Origin of the sequence: Victivallis vadensis, from assembly GCF_003096415.1 — a bacterium.
In the GTDB taxonomy this organism is placed as follows: Bacteria; Verrucomicrobiota; Lentisphaeria; order Victivallales; family Victivallaceae; genus Victivallis; species Victivallis vadensis.
Map to the genome: position 1 here is coordinate 1 of NZ_QEKH01000053.1, position 20,402 is coordinate 20,402.

The 20,402-nt window shown below is 59.3% G+C and carries 16 protein-coding genes; 9 read left to right on the top strand and 7 right to left on the bottom strand.

Features of this window, described 5'->3' with window-relative positions; all coding sequences use genetic code 11:
• The 7 genes from C8D82_RS19490 to C8D82_RS19515 form a co-directional block, all read left to right on the top strand.
• Positions 1 to 225, top strand: a 225-nt coding sequence (locus C8D82_RS19490) for an RHS repeat domain-containing protein (RefSeq protein WP_133245305.1), incomplete at its 5' end; no start/stop codon positions are given.
• Between the two features lie 117 nt (positions 226 to 342).
• Complete coding sequence (locus C8D82_RS20900) at positions 343 to 867, top strand: hypothetical protein (protein ID WP_133245306.1); 525 nt, start codon at positions 343 to 345, stop codon at positions 865 to 867.
• 600 nt (positions 868 to 1,467) lie between these two features.
• Positions 1,468 to 2,331, top strand: coding sequence for a tetratricopeptide repeat protein (locus tag C8D82_RS19495; RefSeq protein ID WP_116885968.1), 864 nt, complete (start codon positions 1,468 to 1,470; stop codon positions 2,329 to 2,331).
• Between the two features lie 468 nt (positions 2,332 to 2,799).
• Positions 2,800 to 3,828, top strand: coding sequence for a LacI family DNA-binding transcriptional regulator (locus C8D82_RS19500; protein ID WP_165833211.1), 1,029 nt, complete (start codon positions 2,800 to 2,802; stop codon positions 3,826 to 3,828).
• An 11-nt stretch (positions 3,829 to 3,839) separates the two neighbouring features.
• Positions 3,840 to 4,502, top strand: a complete 663-nt coding sequence (locus C8D82_RS19505; protein ID WP_116885970.1) for a prepilin-type N-terminal cleavage/methylation domain-containing protein — start codon at positions 3,840 to 3,842, stop codon at positions 4,500 to 4,502.
• A gap of 12 nt (positions 4,503 to 4,514) precedes the next feature.
• Complete coding sequence (locus C8D82_RS19510) at positions 4,515 to 6,572, top strand: beta-galactosidase (RefSeq protein ID WP_116885971.1); 2,058 nt, start codon at positions 4,515 to 4,517, stop codon at positions 6,570 to 6,572.
• Complete coding sequence (locus tag C8D82_RS19515; RefSeq protein ID WP_116885972.1) at positions 6,569 to 7,792, top strand: sialidase family protein; 1,224 nt, start codon at positions 6,569 to 6,571, stop codon at positions 7,790 to 7,792. Before C8D82_RS19510 ends, C8D82_RS19515 begins: the two co-directional genes overlap by 4 nt.
• Before the next feature lie 4 nt (positions 7,793 to 7,796).
• Here the strand turns inward: C8D82_RS19515 and C8D82_RS19520 are convergent, their stop codons facing one another.
• Positions 7,797 to 8,597, bottom strand: coding sequence for a helix-turn-helix domain-containing protein (locus tag C8D82_RS19520; protein WP_165833212.1), 801 nt, complete (start codon positions 8,595 to 8,597; stop codon positions 7,797 to 7,799).
• A 128-nt stretch (positions 8,598 to 8,725) separates the two neighbouring features.
• On the opposite strand from C8D82_RS19520, the gene C8D82_RS19525 reads away from it, so the two are divergent.
• Complete coding sequence (locus tag C8D82_RS19525) at positions 8,726 to 9,889, top strand: Gfo/Idh/MocA family protein (RefSeq protein ID WP_116885974.1); 1,164 nt, start codon at positions 8,726 to 8,728, stop codon at positions 9,887 to 9,889.
• A gap of 1,134 nt (positions 9,890 to 11,023) precedes the next feature.
• Positions 11,024 to 12,076, top strand: coding sequence for a Gfo/Idh/MocA family protein (locus C8D82_RS19530; RefSeq protein ID WP_116885975.1), 1,053 nt, complete (start codon positions 11,024 to 11,026; stop codon positions 12,074 to 12,076).
• A 46-nt stretch (positions 12,077 to 12,122) separates the two neighbouring features.
• Here C8D82_RS19530 and C8D82_RS19535 read toward each other — a convergent pair whose 3' ends face one another.
• The 6 genes from C8D82_RS19535 to C8D82_RS19560 form a co-directional block, all read right to left on the bottom strand.
• Entirely contained in the window at positions 12,123 to 12,866 is a 744-nt protein-coding gene (locus C8D82_RS19535; RefSeq protein ID WP_116885976.1) for an HAD family hydrolase, read from the bottom strand.
• A complete protein-coding gene (locus tag C8D82_RS19540) occupies positions 12,863 to 13,876 on the bottom strand; it encodes a phosphotransferase (protein ID WP_116885977.1) in 1,014 nt (337 codons plus the stop codon). Before C8D82_RS19540 ends, C8D82_RS19535 begins: the two co-directional genes overlap by 4 nt.
• 119 nt (positions 13,877 to 13,995) lie before the next feature.
• A complete protein-coding gene (locus tag C8D82_RS19545) occupies positions 13,996 to 17,130 on the bottom strand; it encodes a glycoside hydrolase family 2 TIM barrel-domain containing protein (protein ID WP_116885978.1) in 3,135 nt (1,044 codons plus the stop codon).
• Between the two features lie 102 nt (positions 17,131 to 17,232).
• Positions 17,233 to 18,990 carry a right-handed parallel beta-helix repeat-containing protein gene (locus C8D82_RS19550; protein ID WP_165833213.1) on the bottom strand — a complete coding sequence of 586 codons (1,758 nt, stop codon included), beginning with the start codon at positions 18,988 to 18,990 and terminating at the stop codon, positions 17,233 to 17,235.
• Positions 18,917 to 19,555, bottom strand: a complete 639-nt coding sequence (locus C8D82_RS19555) for a hypothetical protein (protein ID WP_116885980.1) — start codon at positions 19,553 to 19,555, stop codon at positions 18,917 to 18,919. Before C8D82_RS19555 ends, C8D82_RS19550 begins: the two co-directional genes overlap by 74 nt.
• 19 nt (positions 19,556 to 19,574) lie before the next feature.
• Positions 19,575 to 20,285, bottom strand: coding sequence for a type II secretion system protein (locus tag C8D82_RS19560; RefSeq protein ID WP_116885981.1), 711 nt, complete (start codon positions 20,283 to 20,285; stop codon positions 19,575 to 19,577).
• Positions 20,286 to 20,402: the final 117 nt, after the last annotated feature.

Sequence of the window (20,402 nt, forward strand, 5' to 3'; positions counted from 1 at the left end):
CAGAGCTACAAGTACGACAAGATCGGCCAGCTGCTTGCGGTCATCGATCCGGCGGGCAAGGAGGTCGAGAAATATGTGTACGATCCGGCGGGCAACATCCTGAGCAAGACCGTCGCGGGCAAAACCACGACCTACACCTACGACAAGGCGAACCAGCTGGTCAGCAGCACCACCGACGGCAACCAAAAAACTAATGGAAACTACATATATACCAGGACCCAATGATTGTTTATCTCTTCTTTATGATTGTCTTGAAGCAGCAGGAGTTCCGCTCGATAATTTAGGGCAATGGCCGGTATGGGCTTTTGAAAGAAATATCGACAAGACTACGGTAATTCTAGAATGAAGCTATACATACGACTCATAATATTTACCTGCAACCTATTGTTCATATGTGGTTGCTGTCCTTTCAATTTTGATCTTCAAAATTTACAAGGCAGTTATGTCACTAAAGATAAGAAAATTATTGTCATTATATATCCGGAGTATATTATTTGGACTTCTTCCGAAGGATACAAGTTATCTAAAAAGTATGAAAATTCACAATATAAGTTCTTAAAAAAGGATTATCATATTTTTAAAGATAATAATCGTATTGTTCTTCAAGAAGGCCCTTGCTGGTCAATAGGGGGAAATAATCTGAGAATGTTAACAAAAAATCGCCTTCGAGCAGGTAACATTATTGATGGAATAGCAACCTTCTATAAAATTCCAGAAACAGAAGCGTGGGATTTACTAAAATCTTGGGGATATGATACGGAAAAAATAAAAAATGCCCCCATTTTTTCCCATTCACATTATCAACATGGCAAAAAAAGTGGGGAATTACTATATGACTCATCCCAAGAACGAACAAAATTAAAGTAATATATGAATAAATTTATTATAATAGATAAGCAGACAAGAAATCTCTGTTCGCCGGATGTTTTCCGGCGAACAGATTTTTCCGGAGTAGGTAGCGGTCTTTTTTGGGAATCACGGCGGGGAATACCAAAGGGGACTACACACGTTCATGCCCGGACGTGCCGGAACCGACACAGGCACCGCTGCGTACTCCTGAAGGTATTCACTGGAGAATCCTCAAAGTATCTTATAAGTTTTAATTTTCTGAAGTATTTGGATTGTAAAATACTGCAAAGGGATTATAATACTTACAAAGGTTCTTGCTAGATTCAGAGATTGGGTGACAATATGTTACAACATTCAATCATCCGTCAAATGGTTTCCCGTCATTCTGCTTGCCCGACAATTGTTGATGAAAGTCAGTACAAATATTTTGTGGTATCTTCTGATTGGATAATCATTGATTGCAGTGCCCCTCCACCCTATCTGGAATATAATAGATGTCCCGGCGATAAGGGAAGCGGCAAACTAATATATTCTGTTACATATTTTTGTGGTGAGACACTTGATAGTCATTCTGGTGTATTGAACTTGCAGGGCGGTATTACAACTTGAGGAGCCGTTATGTATTATGCTGTAAAAAATAATTGGGTATTGGGTATTATAATATGGACTTTGACTACCGGTATGGGGTGGGGTGATGAGTTACAGCAAAGCATTGCTCTTGTGCCCCCTTTAAGAAATATTTCCAAAGAATTAGATGCCTTGAGTTACTCGAAAAGAACTTTTAAATATCAGAAAGCCGCTTCCGTTTCAAGGCAGATGAGGCAGATAGGACAAAAAATAGATAAAGCTATACATCTGTTGCCTAAGCTGGAAGAAACAGTTATAGAACTACTTCAGAATAATGATAATTTGATGGCCGGTAGAAATATCTTCTTGCCAATTTGGGGAGGAATCTATGCTAATTTACCAGAACTGACTGGTAAAAAAGATTCCGCCGTAACAAATTCACCGCAATATGCTTTGGCGTTAATGTTCACTGAAAGATATGAAGAAGCAGAAAAAACGGCGCTCAAGCTGATTGAGAAAAATCCCGGGGACTATGGTGCTGCTGTTGTGTTAGGATTGCTCTCTATTCAGAAGGAAGCCCTTTTCCCATATTTAAAGAAAGCGTTTCAAGCCAATCCTGCCAAAACAATTGCAATTATTGATTGGCATATCGACACATTGGAAATTACAACTTCTAAAGACAGAGAATGGGATTTTATTGGAGCGTATCTTGATCTATTATTAGAAAATAGAAAGATATTTGCAGAAAACACTTCCTTTGAATCCTTTGTTTTGATACGACTTTTAAAAATAATACGCAGTAAATATTACGATATTAATTGTAATTTATTATTGCAAGATGTGGCTAAGAAAAATGAACTGCAGGAATTATTAAAGTTCATAAATTCTGACTTAAGCAAAAAAATAAGAAGATGAGAGTCGAGGCCAGTTACCTTGTGAAACAACTTGTCATTCCCTGTTTGTCAGGAAAGGTTCTTCGGGGAAAAATCCCCGAAAGCATTGATTAAAAAATTTGTCTGTCCGCCGGATTGCACTCCGGCGGACAGATGAAAAATACTGTTATCTTGCCGTTTCGGTGAAAACGTTCCGGCACGCGCCACGCATCGGCGTCCGTGCGGAGCAATCTTTTCTTCATTCCGTATCCCTTTGTTTTCATATTCTTCAACCCCCTTTTCCGGTACTCCCTATAATTTTTATGAAAATCGCATTCCCGCCGAAGCGAAATCCCGGAATTTTGCAACAGTGGCCCGGAGAATCCGTTTCGTGCATAAATATGAATAATTTCAATTTTTATTCATCACCTCTTGTCATTGGAAGAAGTTTATCATATAATATTAATGGATTTCATTCATGAATCACAATCCGCAGAAAGGAGTTTTCATCATGAGAAGAAAGGAACCGGTTACGCTGACCGATGTGGCCGCAGCCGCTTCGGTCTCGCAGTCGACGGTTTCACGGGTGCTGAGCCGATACCCGCGCGTGAACGGCAACACCCGCAAGCGGGTGCTGGACACCATTGCGAAGCTGGGGTACGACACCTCCGCGATCCAGCGCAAGCAGGCGGCCCGCAACAGCAAGGCGACGCTGAACATCGAATTCCTGCTGTGTCCGCGCGCGGAACAAAAGGACATGCTTTCGCTCTCCTACTTCAGCACGGTGTTCGACAGCGCCCGGAACTATTTCGGGCGCACCGACAATGTGAACCTCAACCTCTGCACCTGGGATAAAACCCGTGCCGAACGGCCCTGGGCCCGCCTCGCCGCCGCCGACGGCGCGCTGGTGATCGGCACTCCGGACCGCGACCTGCTGCGCAATCTGGCCGACCATCATATCCGTTGCGTATTGATCGCCTGCGGCAGCGAGGAGTTCCCGCTGGACGTGGTCGGGACCGACAACATCTCCGCCGGAGCTGCGGCGGCTCGTTACCTGCTGGACAACGGCTTTACCCGGATCGGTTTCGTGGATTTCCCCGACAGCGAAGAGTGGCGGCTGCGCAAGCTCGGCGCATTGGCGGAAACCGCTGAACGCTGCGGCGCGGAACATTTCCAGTGCCGTGTTTCGGGCTCCACCGCTCCCGCTCCGCTCGCAGCGACTTTCCGCGAATGGATGGCGGAGGGGAATTTCCCCGAAGCCCTGATCCTGCCGTACTCCAAGGCGATGCTTTCGCTGGAGCTGGTGCTCCATGAAAACGGCCTCTCCTGCCCCGCCGACGTCAGTGTGATTTCATTCGACGACGGCGTCAACGACTCATTCCACACGGAACCGGCCCGTTTCGAGCTTTTCCCGGACCGGATCGGCACCAAGGCCGCCCAGCGGCTGCTGCAGCTGATCCACGGTTCGGATGAAACGCCGCACCGGATCGACGTGCCCTTCGATTTCATCCCCGGCAAATCCGTCCGCACCCGAAAATAAGGAGCCTCCAGATGCGCAAATATTTCACCCTTATTGAGCTGCTCATCGTCATAGCGATCATCGCCATTCTCGCCGCCATGCTGCTGCCCGCATTGAACAAGGCCCGGATGAGCGCCACGCGGGCCGGCTGCCTCAGCAATCTCAAGCAGATCGGTTCCATGCAGCTGATGTACGCCGACAGCTACGACGGCGGCTTCGTGCCCGGTTACTACGACATCGCGCCCGGCTGGGGATACACCCGGATTCTGGAGGCGGCGGGGCTGGCGAAACATGACGACAAGGTCTTCCTCTGCCCGGCGGAAAGTTCCCGGAACTGGGACAACAACCTGCAGACCTACACCGGCCACTACGGCACGAACTTCCACCTTTCCGGCCCGATCAAGAAAAGCTCCGGCGCCGCCTACCGGGACTTCACCAACTACGGCATGATCCAGACGGTCCACAGACTCCGCACTCCCACACAGCTGATCCTGATGAGTGAAGTCACCGGCAACGCGGTCGGCTGGTGGTGGGATGCGAACGGCGCCGCCTTCATCGCCAAGACCACCCCCAACGACCGGCACGACGCCAAAGGGCTGGGCCGGAACTACCTGTTCGCCGACGGTCACGCCGCCTACCACGGCGTCTACCAGCCCTTTATCCTCAACTCGTGGGATCATTTTTATTATCGATAACCGGAGAACATCATGAAATTCTATCCTTATGTTTTCACTCTTTTCCTGCTGGCCGGACTCTATGCCGCCGATCCGCTGCGGATCGACCCGGCCGCCGCACGGCTGGAACAAGCGAACGCCACCGCCTCCGTCGCCGGCGGCGCGCTCACCATCGATTTCACGCCGGAGCTGGAGTGGCCCCACGCCGAATTGCACGGCAAATGGGACCTCTCGCCCTATCGCGAATTGTCGGCGGTGTTCCGGAACAACGGCGACTCCCTGATCCGGCTGGAGTGGCGGATCAGCACACCCGGCGGCAACTGGCAGAAGGACTCCCTGACCGCCCGCATCCCGCTGCTGCCGGGGGAGAAAAAACGCGTTGCCATCCCGCTGCTGCGCAAAGCCTCCGCCCGAGACGCATTCCAGCTGCATGGCATGAAATCGATTCCGGTAGAGATTCCCGCCCAGAGCGGCATCGACGTTTCCAACGTGGTCAAAATGGAGTTCATCCTGCCGCGCGGCAACCGGCCCCGCTCCGTCACGGTCGACAGCCTGACCGTCTCCGGAGAGTTCCGCCCGGTCAACCGCTCGCTGCTGCCGCTGCTCGACCGGTTCGGCCAGTACCGTCATGCCGACTGGCCCGGCAAGACCAAGTCGCTCAATGAGCTTAAAGCGGCGGCGGAAGCGGAAGCGCGGGAGCTTGAAAATAATCCCGCTCCCGCCGAATGGAACCGTTACGGCGGCTGGAAAAACGGCCCGCAGCTGGAGGCGACCGGCGCATTCCGCACGGCGCGCCACGACGGCCGCTGGACGCTGGTCGATCCCGACGGCAGGCTCTTTTTCTCCATCGGCATGAACCACGTCAATATCGGCGGCGTCCACAGCAGCACGCCGCTGCTGCGGCGCAACGGCTGGTTCGAGGAACTGCCCACTCCCAATGAAACCGTCAACTGGCCCTTCTACTTCGTCCGTTACATCTATTCCGGCGACTACTCGGGGAACTACGCACCCGGCTTCAGCTTCGTAATGCACAACCTGCAACTGAAATACGGCAAAGACTGGCTCCGCAAAGCAGGCGAACTCGCCCCGCGCCGCCTGAAAAGCTGGGGCTTCAACACCCTGGCGAACTGGAGCGATCCGCAACTCTGCGCGGCACGGCAGCTGCCCTACACCGTCGGCGTGGCACTGGCCGGAAGCGGCGCCCGCGTGATCGGCGGCGGCGCTTGGAAAGTCGGCAGCGTCTGGGATGTCTACGACCCGAAATTCCCGCAGCACGTCGACAATTGCGTCCGCGGCGCGGGGAAAATCGCCGCTTCCCCGTGGTGCATCGGCCTTTTCGTCGACAACGAACTTCACTGGAGCGCCGACCTGGCCGGGATCGCCTTCGCAAGCGGCCCCGAACAGCCCGCCAAGCAGGCGCTGGTCCGGCTGCTCCGGCAGCGTTACCGGAACGACCTCGCCGCGCTGAACCGGGCGTGGGGCACCTCCTTCACCGGCTGGGAACAGCTCGCCGCCGCCCGGAAGCTGCCCGATCCGGCCCGCGCCGCCGCCGACTTCGACGCGTTCTACACGCAGACCGCCGAAACCTACTTCCGCACGGTCCGGGACTCCATCCGCAAGCAGTGGCCGGGGCGGCTCTACCTCGGCGCGCGGCTGGCGCAGTACACGCCGCTGACCTGGGCCGCCGCCGCCAGATACTGCGACGTGATCTCCCTGAACCACTATTCCGGCAATGTGGACGGAATCGCGGTCGCGGAACAGTTCGACGCGCCGGTGATCGCCACCGAATTCCACTTCGGCGCGACCGACCGCGGCATGTTCGGCGGCGGCGTGGTCGAGGTTGCGAACCAGTCCGAACGCGCCGCCAGTTACCGGAACTATCTGGAATCCGCCCTGAAGCACCCGCGCTTCGTCGGCGCCCACTACTTCCAGTACGTCGACCAGCCGGTGACCGGACGGATCTTCGACGGCGAAAATTACAACATCGGCTTCCTCGACGTGGCCGACCGCCCCTATCCCGAACTGGTGGAGGCGGCGCGCGCCGTGGCCGACAGCATGTACCGGACCCGTTTCGGAGGGGAACCAAAATGAAACCCGTCGCAACCGAAACCATCCTGTTCCGTTCGCCCTCGCCTCAGGACGTCTACTGCTACTCCCCCTCGATCTGCCGCGGGGAGGCGGGCAGGCTGGTCGCCTCCTTCGACCTCGGCGGCGCCGGTGTGGCCGAACTGGAAGGCCCCAAAAGCGACAGCGGCGACTTCGGGCTCGCCAACCAGCTGCGCATCCACGTCTCCGACGATCGCGGCGTCACCTGGCGCGAAACCGCGCAACTGCCGATGATGCACACCCGGCTCTTCCGGGCCGGAGGCCGGCTCTACGCCCTCGGCCAGAGCGGGCGGCTGCTGATTTCGGCCAGTTGCGACAACGGGGAATCCTGGAGCGCGCCCGCCGTGATCGAAGCAGAAGGCAGTTACGAACCGGGAACCTCCATCGATTTCCACAACGGCAGGCTCTATCTGGAAATGGAGCGCAAGCGGGAGTTCGACACCTGGCCGGGGGTCGCGCAGGTGCTGCTTTCCGCCGACGAGAACGCCGACCTGACCCGGCCGGAAAGCTGGACCTTTTCGGAACCCTTTTTCCTGCCGGAGCATATCGCGATGGCCCAGCCTTTCGGGATGCCGCTTTACCCGGAAGGGGAGACCGCTCCGGGGCGGTACAACGGCCGCTGCGGCTGTCTGGAAACCAACGTGCTGCGCATCCGCGACCCGAACCACCTCCTGTACGACCCGGAGGACCGGACGCTGGTTCTGCTCTCCCGGCTCCACGCCGGGGGAATCGCCAACATGGCGGTGATGCTGCGCGGCTTCGAACATCCCGGCGGACGCCTTGAAATCGGCATGTTCTCCACGCCGGGCGGAGCGCCGTACCTCTTCGTGCCGCTCCCCGGCGGGCAGATGAAGTTCCATATCGAATACGACCCGGCCGGCCGCCTGTACTGGATGGCTTCCAGCCAGACCACCGACAGCATGACCCGGCCCGAACTGCTGCCGCCGGAGCGTTACAACCTCCCCGACAACGAACGGCACCGGCTGGTGCTTCACTTCTCGCGCAACCTGGTCGACTGGTGTTTCGCGGGAGTGATCGCCATCGGCAATTCGCCGAAGGAGTCGCGGCACTACGCCGGAATGACCATCGACGGCGACGACCTTCTCGTGCTGAGCCGTTCCGGGGACGCGCAGGCCCGTTCCGCCCACAACGGCAACCTGATCACACTGCACCGGATCAGCGGTTTTCGCGGATTGGCGTACTGAACAGCTATTTTCCAGAACGGTAGGCGGTCGGGGAGACGCCCGTCCGGGCCTTGAAGCAGCCCGAAAAATAGTACTGGTCCGAAAAGCCGAGCGCCGCCGCGATCTCCTTGACCGACTTGCGCGTGTAGGTCAGCAGCCGCTGCGCCGTTTCCACCCGCCGCCGCATCAGATATTCGTAGGGCGGGCAGCCGAACGCCTCGCGGAAATGCCGGATCAGATGCGCCGCCGAATAGCCGCTCCGCCCGGCAAACTCCTCCAGCCGGAAGCCGCCGTCCGTACAGCCGTCCAGTTCCCGCTTCAGCTCGACCACTTCCGGCCGCGCCGGGAGCGTGCGCTCGTACAGCGTTTCGGCGCAGGCTTCGAGCAGCTGGTGGAAGATCGCCGCCGCGCGCATATCGCGCACCGCCCCGTCTCCGCCGAGCGCCGCCAGCGCTTCGAAATGCTGCCGCAGGCGCGGCGCCTCCGCAATCCGGTACACCCCGGCCAGCCGGTAGGAGTCCATCAGCAGGTCAACCAGCTCCCCGTCGACCATGCAGAAGAGCTTGTGCCACAACTCCGCCGGGTCCGTCCAGTACCGGTGATTGCTGTGCCGGTGCAGAAAATAAACGTCGCCGGGGCCGCATTCAAACCGGCGGCCGTCGCTCTCCAGCACGCCCCTCCCCCGCGCTACATATTCGATGGTGCAGTACCCGTAATCGGCGCGTTCAAACAGGCAATCCGGTTTGTGCGCAATCCCCCAGCCGGCGTTCAGCAGCCGGAACGGGAACGGCCTCCCGGTTGCCTGTGTCAAAGACTGAATTTTCAAGATTCCACATCCCTGTTTCATTTGATTCATCAAATTGATGCAAAAAACAACATTCCGGCATTGTTTTCTCTTTTAATTTATCCTATCTTATTGACAGATGCAAATTCAATTCAGAAAGGTTCATCATCATGAAATGCACCAGAATCGGAGTCATCGGAGTCGGCGGCCGCGGCGCCCATGCCGACAACGCCCACCAGCCGGAAAACGGCTGGGAAATCGCCATGGGGGCCGACCCGTCGCCGGAAGCGCGCCGGAAGTTTCAGGAAAAATATCCCGGCGCCGCCGTCACCTCCGACTACCGCGAACTCCTTGCCGATCCCGAAATCAAGGTAGTCTTTGTGATGGCTCCGGATTTCCTGCACGAGGAGATGACCGTCGCCGCGCTGGAGGCGGGCAAGGCCGTCTATCTTGAAAAACCGATGGCGATCACCCTCGAAGGCTGCGACCGGATTCTCGAAACCGCGATGCGGACCGGCTCCAAGCTGTTCGTCGGCCACAATATGCGGTATTTCGCCAGCATCCTGACCATGAAACAGGTGATCGACTCCGGCATGATCGGAGAAATCCAGTGCGGCTGGTGCCGCCACTTCATCAACTACGGCGGCGACGCCTACTTCCGCGACTGGCACTCCGAGCAGAAAAACACCTGCGGACTGCTGCTGCAGAAGGGCGCCCACGACATCGACGTGATGCACTGGCTGATGGGCTCCTACACCCGGCGCGTGGTCGGCATGGGCATGCTCTCGGTCTACAACCGCTGCGGCCGCCGCTCCCCGGACGTGCCGGGCTGCGCCCAATGGTCCGACGCCCACTATCCGCCGCTGGAGCAGACCGGTTTCTCTCCCGTCATCGACGTGGAAGACCACAACATGATCCTGATGCAGCTGGCCAGCGGCGCGCAGGCGACCTACATGCAGTGTCATTACTCCCCTGACGCCGAGCGCAACTACACCTTCATCGGTACCCGGGGCCGGATCGAAAACATCGGCGACTCCGGCAACTGCCAGATCCACGTCTGGAACCGGCGCGGCCCCCGTTCCACCCCCGATCTCGTTTACAACCTGAAACCGGAAGCCGGCACCCACGGCGGTTCGGATCCGAAGATCGTGGACAGTTTTCTCGCCTTCGTCCGCGACGGCGCCCCCACCAACGCCTCCCCGGTCGCCGCCCGCAACGCAGTGGCCGCCGGCGTTCTCGGCCACCGCTCCATGCGTGACGGCAACATGCCTCAGGAGATCCCGCCGCTCGATCCGGCACTGGTCCGCTACTTCGAAAACGGGCAGAAAAAGTAAGAGCTTATTTAGGGATAAGCTCTAAACCTCTGCGCGCTTGCTCCTGCGACGCAAAGTGTCTGCGGCAACCTTGGAACTTCCGTGCCTTCCGTACCAGTCCGTGGGTACAAAGCCCGGAAAGGCCGCGCGGCAACCTTGGAGTGCGGAGATTCATCTCCGCACTCCAAGTCGCGCGTCGGTTTTATATTCGGCTTTGCAGTGCGTTAGAAACAGGCAGAGCAGCCCGGAGGGTAACAACTTTTGACTGCAAGAACAGGCAAGGTGCCCGGAGGGTAGTGAGCACCGCACCTCCGGCCTGCGGATGGCTCCGGGGGACGTCGCGCACGTCCCCCGGACCCCCTCGCCGGTGGCGGGGGCCAGTCTGGTTGCGAAGCACTTCCGCTCGCGGGCGCGGCTTCGCCGCTTACTTGTCCGCCTGCGGCGGCCAACCCCTTCAACGCCCGCGTTGCGGGCTACGCCAGGGGGGGCTTCGCTCACTACGTTCGGCTTCGTCACTACCGTTCCTCGTTACTTGCTGGAAGCAAGTAATCCCCTCACATTCGTTCGCGGCGCTTGCCGCGCTTATTGTGCGCCGCGTAAGTGCCATTGCGACCTTATATTTGTGCGCCGCGTAAGTGCCATTGCGGCCTTATTTATGCGCCGCGCAAGGGTTATGCTGACCGACCGATGCTTTGCCTGTACTGGCTGCACGCACGCCCCCCGGAGGGCATTGGCGGGCGCACTCGGCAGCGGCACCTTGCCGCACGCGCTTATTGTGCGCCACGAAAGTGGTTATGGTGACCGACCTTCGCCTGCATGTGCCAGCCGCCGCGCGACCCCGAAGGGCGTAGAGCGCGCACCCGGCAGCGGCACCTTGCCGCCGCACGCCCCCCCGGAGGGGCATTGGCGGGCGCACTCGGCAGCGGCACCTTGCCGCCGCACGCCTCCTGGAGGGGCATTGGCGGGCGCACTCGGCAGCGGCACCTTGCCGCCGGCAGCGGTACTTTGCCGCCGCACGTATGCTCGAACCTCTGAAATACCTGTTTTTCCTCCAAAAACCAATTGCATTTTACAATCGCCGGTCTACATTAATAATAGCGTTGTCACGGGCCGGAGTCCGGCCAATTCGGTTAACAGAAAGAGCAGCAAGAGCTTATGACCAAGAGAACAATCGGCGGCGCCGTGATCGGTTACGGCGGGATGGGCAACTTCCACTCGGAAAAAATGCAGACAGTCGACGGCATCGAATTGATCGGTGTCTACGACATCGACCCGAAGCAGAATGAGCTTGCGAAGAGCCGCGGCATTCACGCCTACGCCTCCCGCGAGGAGCTGCTGGCGGATCCCCGGATCGACCTCGTCACGGTCGCCACTCCGAACGATGTCCACAAGGAGATCGTGATCGCCGCCCTCGCCGCCGGCAAAAACGTGATCTGCGAAAAGCCGGTCGCCATGAACAGCGCCGAACTTGACGAGATGATCGCCGCCGCGAACAAGTACGGCAAACTCTTCACCGTGCATCAGAACCGCCGCTGGGACGAGGATTATCTGACCGTCAAAAAGATTTTCGACGAAAAGCAGCTCGGCAGCATCTACCGCATCGAATCCCGCGTCCACGGCTCCCGCGGCATCCCCTCCGGCTGGCGTGAGGAAAAGGAACACGGCGGCGGCATGGTGCTCGATTGGGGCGTTCACCTGCTCGACCAGATGCTGACCATGATGGGCGACGCGAAACTGCTCTCCCTCTATGCCACGTTGACCAACATCACCAACGACGAGTGCGACGACGGTTTCACCGTATTGGCGAAATTCGACAACGGCGTCGAATGGATCGCCGAGGTCGGCACCTGCAATTATATCGAAATGCCGCGCTGGTATGCGTTCGGCGACAGCGGTTCAGTGATCATCCGCAACTGGGACTGCGAAGGCGAAATCGCGAAAATCTACAATCGCGGCGAAGACGACGTGCCGCCGATTCAGGCCGGCGCCGGCCTGACCCGCACGATGGCCCCGCGCAATGAAAAAACCGTCGAAAAATTCCCGGTTGAAAAGGTCAAATCCGACTGGGCCGAATACTATAAGAACGTGATCGCCACCCTGCACGGCGAAGCCGAAATCGTGGTGACCCACGACCAGCAGCGGCGGCTGATGAAGCTGCTTGAAGCAGTATTCGAATCCGCCCGGAAAGGCGAAGTGATCCACTTCTGATCCCGGCCCGGCTCCACAGTGCGCGGCGTTTCCCGCCGCGCATTTTTCATGCCCGCGCTTCGAGGAAGCGGACCGCTTCGGGAAGCTGGCGGAAGTCGTAGATGATGTAGTCCGGTTCCGCGCCCGATTTGCGCTGTTCGCCCTGATTGGACTTGAAAAACACCGTTTTGATGCCGAGCCGGTTCGCTCCGAATACATCGCGGTACATGTCGTTACCGATGAAGATCACCTCGGCGGGAGTCAGGTTCATCTCCACCAGCATCGACTCGAACATGCGCACATCCGGCTTGCGGTAGCCGAGGTCGCTCGACACGATCACCGGCTTGAAATAGTCCAGCAGCCCGACCGACTGAAGCTCCGGGACCGCCCAGAGCGCCTGCCCGTCGGAGAGCGCCGCGAGCTGATAGCGGCCGCGCAACCCATCCAGCACCTCCCTCACGCCCGGATAGAGCTGCAGCTTGAAGCGGGAGGCCGCCCGGAACACCTCCGCAAGCATCTCCGGCAACACCTTGCGCCGCGCTTTCGGCAGCGAATGGGTAAACCCGGTCGCGTAAGTTTCGACGATTTCCCGGAAAATTTCCACCACGTCGAACTCCGGGAACTCCTCTTTGCTCTCCCGCCGCTGCCGTTTGTTCAAATCGAAATAGAGCTGCCGCACCGAATCAGGGCTCAGCGAAATCCCCTGGTAATCGAGAAAGTTGCTCAGCACCCGGTAGATTTCCCCGCACCCCTCATCCGTCAGGATATCCGTCACGGTTCCGTTGATGTCGAAAATCAATCCGCGGATCATACCGTCCACCTCCTCAGGCATTGTACGGCCTCATGGACCAGCTTGCGCCGGTGCTCCATGCACAGCCAGTCGTTGCGGGCGATCCGCAGCAGCGTGATCCCCATGTAAAACGGCACCCGGCGCGTGATCGAGTCGAACGCCCGCTTCCGGTCCGGGAAATGGCAGGAATACTCCCACAGGAAATGGCCGATGAACGGCTCCGCCGCGTATTTGTTGCCGGTTTCGAGCAGGAAAAAGTGCATCAGCTCCCCGGCGATGCGCCCGGCGTCGTAGACCCGGTCGGCGCGCCGGACCCGTTCGAGGTCAAAGGAGATCACGCTCAGCCCGTCGCCGAACAGGAAATTTTCCGGCGTCGCGTCGCCGTGCGCGAACACCTGGCAGTCCTCCCACATCTTCGGCTGTTCGCGCCAGCGGTCGCGCAGCCAGTACAATTCACTCATCCGCTCCGGCGTGATCGTGCCGGTGTCGATCAGCCGCCGGATCAGGCTCTCCGTATACGAACAGGTTTCATTGAAATCCACGCGGTATCCGGTCGCGGTGCGGTTGTGGAACGTGACCAGGAAGTACGCCAGCGCGGTCAGTTTCGCGAACAGCAACCCGTCGTCGCGCGTCCCGATCGCCCGCGAAATGATGCTGCTCAGCAGCTCCCCCTCACAGTATTCGACCACCAGCAGTTCGTTCAGCCAGGAGTTCCGCCCCAGCGGACGGGCGATGTAGTGCGGCCAGCCGGTAAAGCCGAAGGAACGCATCATCGCAAGGTTGTCGTATTCGCGCTCCAGCCGCCGTGCGGCGATGCCGCGATCGTGTTCGTGCTCCGACAAAAAGAACTTGCCGATCACTTTGCGATTGTCGTGCCGTTCCTCGTACAGATAGACGGCGTTGGAACCGTTCAGCTGGAACACGCGGTATTCCGGGTGCTCCCGGAAACCGCCCAGCTGCGGCTGGATTTCGTATTTCAGATATTGATAGAGCGGGTCCCGCTCAGGCAGATGGCCCAGATATTTTCTCATGACTCCTCCGGGAGGACAACGGAGACACCGGCACAACCCCTGCGCCGGTCCGTCGCCTTTCACAAATTACTCCTCTTTTAATTTACCCCGGTTCGGAAAAAATACAAACCAGATATTGCCTAGTTCACCAGTGAACGGGCGAGCTTTGCCGCATCCGCCTTCTCCGGCAGACCGGCCAGCAGGATCGAGAACTGGTAGCGGCCCGGCGCGATCCGGTAGGCTTCGCGGGTATCCGGCCCGCAGCTGCCGGTGCCGACGCCGCGCTGCCGCAGGTCGATGTTCAGATAGATCACGCTCTCCGGCGTCAGGTCGCAGGTGTGCTTCGCGCGCCACAGCTGATCGACCGAATAGCGTGACGCCGAGAACTCCATGCCGCCCGGCGCCGTGACCAGCAGCCCCGCCCCCTCGCCGGGACGGAATGCGGCGAACTCCACCCTGGTACGGTTGCCGTTCTCCTGCGGCATGATGTAGGGCACATACATCTCATCCACCGTGGTGCGGAACAATCCCGGCCAGACGGCGGCGTCGCGGTCGATGTAGTTCTCCAGCGGCCCCAACCCGAAATATTCGACGTTCGCGAACTCCGGCGGCAGTTCCAGCGTCAGCCCGAGGCGCGGCAGGTCGTCGAACTCCGGCGGCACCACAAAGGTGCTCAACACTTCGACCGCCCCCGCGGGGAGCGGCCGCAGCAACTGGGTGAACTCCAATTCGATCCCGTCGATGCCGGGGCAGGAGACCATGCTGCGCAGTTCGACCGCGTCGCCGAGTGCGGCGAACTCGTCCGGCACCGCCCGGAAGCGGTCGTACCCCTTCTCCGTCCACACGTGCAGTGCCTTGCGCCATCCGGTGCGGGACTCCTCAAGCTGGAGTTTGATGCCGTCGTTGTCGGTCGCGGCCCGCCACAGATTCAGCCGCGGCCCACGCTTCAGCAGCTCCGCGCCGCCGAAACTCATCGCGGTAATGCCGGAGGCGTTCACCTGCGCCGTCAGCACCCCGGCCAGCAGTTCGGCGCGGTCGGCCAGCTTCTTCACCCCGGTCGGCAGCGGCTCCGCCGGAAGCGGCTTCGCGACCGACAGCGCCGGAAGTTCAAAGGCTCCGAATGCGACTTCATGGCCGGCTTCGGCCCACGCGCAGGCGTTTTTCAGCTTCAACGACACGCGCAGCACCAGCTTCTCGCCGGGCATCGTTTCCGGGCGCTCCACCGGCAGCGTCAGATACGTCCGGCTGCGCGGCGCGGTCGCGGGAACCGGCTCCGTGCCGCCACCGGCCCGGCGGCCGTCCGCCTCCAGCACCCAGTCGAGCGCGAGGTCGTCCAGACCGGTGAACCAGCGGCGGTTGAAAAGTTCGATCCGGCCCGAAGCCGCATCGAGCAGCGTGATCCCGACCGGCTGCGCCAGCGCCTTGAATTCATAAAGTCCGGGATGCGGCGTGCGGTCCGGCCACACGATGCCGTCGGTGCAGAAGTTCGCGTCGTTCGGCGTGTCGCCGAAGTCGCCGCCGTAGGCCCAGTAAGCGCGGCCGTCGGGTGTTTCTTTGCGGATGCCGTGGTCGATCCACTCCCAGATGAAACCGCCCTGCAGGCCGGGATAGCGGTCGAACGCCTCGAAGTAGTCTTTGAGGCTGCCGTTGCTGTTGCCCATCGCGTGATTGAATTCGCACATCACGAGCGGGCGGTCGTCCCGGTTGTTCTCCGACCAACGGACCAGCATCTCGATCGACGGATACATCGGGCAGATGAAATCGGTGACCGCCCGGTTCGGCACGCAGTCCACCCATTGCCCCGATACCGCCCCTTCGTAATGCAACAACCGGCTGTCGTCGCGGAACCGGATGTAGCCGGCCATCGCCGCCTGATTCGCGCCCAGCCCGGATTCATTGCCGAGGCTCCACGCGTAGACGCAGGCGTGGTTCTTGTCGCGCTCGACCAGCCGCGCGGCGCGGTCGGCAAAGGCGGCGGTCCACTGCGGATTGCGGCAGAGGTCGTTATAGAACGCGTGATGTTCGATGTTCGCCTCGTCCACCACATAGAACCCCAGTTCGTCGCAGAGGTCGTAGAATTCCGGTGCATTCGGGTAGTGGCAGGTGCGCACCGCATTCACATTGAACCGCTTCATGGTCACAAGGTCGAGCTTCATCGTCTCATACGGCACCGCTTTGCCGAGCGTGTCGTGGTGGTCGTGGCGGTTCATGCCGCAGATCCGCACCGGCTGCCCGTTGACCAGAAATTCGCGGCGGCGCACCTCGTAGCGCCGGAAACCGATCCGGGTCGAAGTCGCATCAACGCAGCGGCCGGATTCATCGGTGATCGCGACGGCCAGCGTGTAGAGGTTCGGCGCTTCCGCGCTCCACGGCGCGACGTCCGGCAATTCGACCACGCTGCGGCAGGCCAGCCGGGCCGGATCGGAGCCGTTGCCGAACATCCCCTCGACCTTCGCCGAACGGACCAGCCCCTCCCATGCCGCCGAACCGTCGGGAGCGTAGAGTTTCGCCGAAATTTCCAGCGCGTCGGCGGCCTTCAGCTCCGGGACGCCGTAAAAGAGTTCGAGGTCGAGCAGCCCGGTGGTCAGGTCCTCTTTCAGCGTGCTTTTGGCAAACAGATCCGCGATATGGGCCTGCGGCGTGCTGTAGAGGTAAACGCTGCGGGAAAGCCCCGGCAAGTACCAGTGATCCTGATCCTCCAGGAAGGTGCCGTCGGACCACTTGATCACCACCACCGTCAGCTGGTTCTCCCCGGCATGGGCGATGCCCGTCAGGTCGAATTCAGTCGCTCCGCGCGAATCCTTCGAGCCGCCGACCAGTTGCCCGTTCACAAAGGCCAGAAAACAGCTCTCCGCACCGTCGAAATGAAGCACGTTGCGCCGGGCGGCCCACGCCTCCGGCAGCGTGAACGTGCGGCGGTAAACGCCGGTCGGATTCCCGGCGGGGACCTCCGGCGGCATCTCCGCGAACGGCATCTGCACATTGGTGTAGTGGGGATGGTCGTAGCCGTGCATCACCCAGCAGCCCGGAACCTCCGCCCGCTCCCAGCCGGAATCGTCCAGCGCCGGATCGGCGACCGTTTCATCCAGCGCCGCCGGATCGGTCAGGTAGCGGAACGCCCAGCTGCCGTCAAGGTCGAGCACAAACGGCGAACTCTCCTTGCGGACGGCCCGCGCCGCCTCGACGGAGTCGAAAGGATAGAGTGTCGCCCGCACCGGCAGCCGCCGCAATCCGACCGCTTCCGGGCTGGTATAAAACAGTTTCGCGAGGTTCATACAAAAACTCCTTTTGTGTTATGGTCCGCATGCCGGATAATATAGCATGGAAATTCAAAATAACACCCGGAAGTCCGAAGTATTTCCCTCCTCTCATTGACGCTATTCGCTGACGACGGTGTTTCCGGCGGCGACAAGCCCCTTCACCGAATCCGGGTCGGCGTAAACGCCGGGGTTCGGCACGTTCGGCGAAGCGATGTAGCGGTTGTTCACGATCCTGACCCCGTTTGCGTTGGTCACGTAAAACGCGGCGCGGCAGGGCAACGGCTCCCGGCGCGGCGTCGGATTCACAAAGGTGTTGTCGCGGAACGTCACGTTCCCGGCCGAGCTGATGAAGGCGACAAGCCCGTAACTGTCCTTGAACGTGTTGTTTTCAAACAGGATGTTCGACAGGATCGGGTAATCGGTCCGCAGCGTTGACGGATCGGTTTCCATGTAGACGCCCATGTAAATGTCGCGCGCCTTGCCGTCGCTGCCGGCGCCGCGCGGATTCACGCTGTCGAAACGGTTGTTCCGCACGACGATATTGTCCGCGCCGTATCCCTCGCTCCACAGGTTGAAGGTGTAGCCGGTTTCGATCTTGACCGCCCCCATGTCGTTGTGCCGGAAATGGTTGTTTTCGAGCGTGATGTCGCGTCCGAGCAACAGGACTCCGCGCGCGCGGTTGTCGTGGAAGAAACAGTTCCGCACAATGATGTTCCGCGTGTCGTAGGTCCAGTTGAACAGAACAAAACCGCAATCGACCGGCTCCGGAACCGGCTCCTCGAAGGTAATTTCGTACATGCCCTTTTCCTCATCGACGGGACGGATCGACCGGATCGCGGAACGGAACCCGGCCGGGGAATAGTCGCCGTGGCGGAGCTCGACCGGCGCGCCGGGACGGAAAGTGTCGATGGATGTGACGTTTCGCGTCGTAACCGAGTGCGTGCCGGACTTTTCGGCGTAACCGGAGGTATCGTGCGCATTCAGGCAGTCATCCGCGCCGAGGCTGAATTCGCAATCCTCCATCCTGAAGAATCCGCGCGAGCGCCTGATGTGGCAGTGGTCGCCCGCACAGGTGATGAGCCGGCGGGCCATTCCCTCCGGCGCGGCGATATTGACCCGCCGGAACTCCCAGTACTGCTGGACGCCGCTGATCACGAAAGCGCTTCCGGCACAGGAGTAAATATCGATGTCCTCAAGCGTCAGGTGGCGGTTGTCGCTCATCGCGAAGCCATCCATGTTGTAGTAGTAGTGCTGCATGCGGAAAAGCTGTCCCTTGCGGAAAAGCGGCAGGTTTTTACCGTGCATCCGAAGCACATTCCCTGAAAGCCACTCCGTTTCGGCCCCATGCTGTCCCGCAAAACAGTCGAAGCCCCCCTCAATTCCGACCGATTTCGTGGCCGGATCGTAGCTGGAGACGACGATGACCCGCACGTCACGGCGCGGAAACGTCTCATAGTCGTTGAAGCGGAAATCGACGTGGCCGGCGGAAGCGCCGACGACTTCGACCAGACTGGCCAGCGGGTCCTTTTCCCAGTCCCAGTCCATCTTGAAGTTGCGCATCACGATCCGCTCACAGCCGTTGAGCCGGAAATTCGCTTCGCGCTTTTTGTGCCAGACGAACGTCGCGCCGCCGCCGTCAAAGATGAAGTCCCGCATTCTTTCAAGGTTCACCGGCCGGTCGGCGGTCATCCGGTAAGTCCCGGGAGCGACGACCAGCTTTGCCGCTCCGTTTTTCCGGCAGTGCTCAAGGGCGCGGTTCAGCGCATCGACATTGTCGGCCGCATCGGCGGAGACTCCGAAATCAGCCGCCCTGACGACGCTTCCGCCCGGATTCGACGGCTGGTCGATCGAAAACTCCTTTGCGCCGGTCGGCAATGCCCCCCCACGGCCCGGTGTAGGGTGCGGCATTTCGCACGGCTGGGTAGTAACTGTCCTCCCTGCTCTGTTCGACAAGCCGGAAATCGGAGATCTCCCCTTTCAGCTGCCGGTAAGTATGAATCTGAAATGCGTAATCCGCAGCGTTTCCGGTACGGAATTTGATCCTGACCGGCCGGAAGGAGGCGCTGCCGCCGCCTCGCTCGAACATCGTATCAAGCGCGCCGTTTCCGGAAGAGGCGGGCCGGCTGAGGAAACACAGGTATTTCGTATTCATATCAGGGCCGTCGACCCGGCAGCGGAACGTCGCGACGTAAGTGGTGGACGGCTTCAGCATGCCGGGCGCAGTCAGGAAAACCGGGGTCCACTCGTCCCCGCTTGCCGTCGTGTCGATCCTGAGGGTCGCGCCGTCCGGCGACGGGACGGCGAACGGCTTCCGGACCGTATAACGCGCGGAGTCGCTGAAATCCCGCAGGATCACCGGTTCGCCGGCCGCGGCGATCAGCGCGGAACCGGCGGACAGGGCGGTCACGATCCGCCTCAAAGCCGGAGAGAGAAAACACATGGCGGTACTCCTTTCCGAATCAGTACAGATAAAGTTCCTTCGCCACCTTCTGCGGAGTGACGAGTTCGACATGAAGATCGAACATCAGCGCGTTTTTGCCGCCGTGCCGCAGATCGGGCGAAGTGCTGCCGTCAAGGCCGAAATAGTTGTCACGGGTGCGAATCGACGGATGCGTATAGCCGTCGCTCTGGTGGCCCAGTTCGCTGACGAAGATGATTTTGCTGTTTGAAACATGCGAGGTGCGGCTTTCGGGACGCACCATGCAGGTCGGATACCAGTCCGTACTCTGGCACTTCTGAGCCGGCCTGAAATTGTGTTCCTTCACAAGGTCGAAGAAGGTGTTCATCGAGTAGGAGAGCGTGTTGGAAAGTCCATCGCCGCCATAAACCACTTCGGTGGCTTTGCAGAAGAGCGCACCTTCCCGGCCGGTTTCGGTCGCCCGCTTCCAGTCGGTCACCACCTCTTTGCTGCCGAGATAAGGGCGGAGGCGGTGATACCAGCGCTGCAGGTGGTAGTCTTCCATCTTTTCCTGATCGGCGGGAGGAAAATTCTGCTGATCGCCCGCATACATGGCGAGCGCGGTCCCGATCTGCTTGAGATTATTGGTACAGTCGATCTTCATTGCAGAGGCACGCGCCTTGTTCAGCGCCGGCAAGAGCATGCCGGCAAGAATCGCGATGATCGCAATCACAACCAAAAGCTCAATAAGCGTAAAATTTCCCTTTTTCATAATGACCTGTCTCTTCTTATTACTAAAGTTTTCCTGAAACTGGTTCAATGAGAAGTACTATACAACGGAGAAAATGGAAAAGCAAGCAGAAAATCCGTGGGAGCTGAAAGATTTTCT

What these genes read in the sequence shown, in the direction of transcription:
- C8D82_RS20900 (WP_133245306.1), top strand. Translation starts at nt 343, where the DNA reads ATGAAGCTATACATACGACTCATAATATTTACCTGCAACCTATTGTTC.
- C8D82_RS19495 (WP_116885968.1), top strand. Translation starts at nt 1,468, where the DNA reads ATGTATTATGCTGTAAAAAATAATTGGGTATTGGGTATTATAATATGG.
- C8D82_RS19500 (WP_165833211.1), top strand. Translation starts at nt 2,800, where the DNA reads ATGAGAAGAAAGGAACCGGTTACGCTGACCGATGTGGCCGCAGCCGCT.
- C8D82_RS19505 (WP_116885970.1), top strand. Translation starts at nt 3,840, where the DNA reads ATGCGCAAATATTTCACCCTTATTGAGCTGCTCATCGTCATAGCGATC.
- C8D82_RS19510 (WP_116885971.1), top strand. Translation starts at nt 4,515, where the DNA reads ATGAAATTCTATCCTTATGTTTTCACTCTTTTCCTGCTGGCCGGACTC.
- C8D82_RS19515 (WP_116885972.1), top strand. Translation starts at nt 6,569, where the DNA reads ATGAAACCCGTCGCAACCGAAACCATCCTGTTCCGTTCGCCCTCGCCT.
- C8D82_RS19525 (WP_116885974.1), top strand. Translation starts at nt 8,726, where the DNA reads ATGAAATGCACCAGAATCGGAGTCATCGGAGTCGGCGGCCGCGGCGCC.
- C8D82_RS19530 (WP_116885975.1), top strand. Translation starts at nt 11,024, where the DNA reads ATGACCAAGAGAACAATCGGCGGCGCCGTGATCGGTTACGGCGGGATG.
- C8D82_RS19535 (WP_116885976.1), bottom strand. Translation starts at nt 12,866, where the DNA reads ATGATCCGCGGATTGATTTTCGACATCAACGGAACCGTGACGGATATC.
- C8D82_RS19540 (WP_116885977.1), bottom strand. Translation starts at nt 13,876, where the DNA reads ATGAGAAAATATCTGGGCCATCTGCCTGAGCGGGACCCGCTCTATCAA.
- C8D82_RS19545 (WP_116885978.1), bottom strand. Translation starts at nt 17,130, where the DNA reads ATGAACCTCGCGAAACTGTTTTATACCAGCCCGGAAGCGGTCGGATTG.
- C8D82_RS19555 (WP_116885980.1), bottom strand. Translation starts at nt 19,555, where the DNA reads ATGTGTTTTCTCTCTCCGGCTTTGAGGCGGATCGTGACCGCCCTGTCC.
- C8D82_RS19560 (WP_116885981.1), bottom strand. Translation starts at nt 20,285, where the DNA reads ATGAAAAAGGGAAATTTTACGCTTATTGAGCTTTTGGTTGTGATTGCG.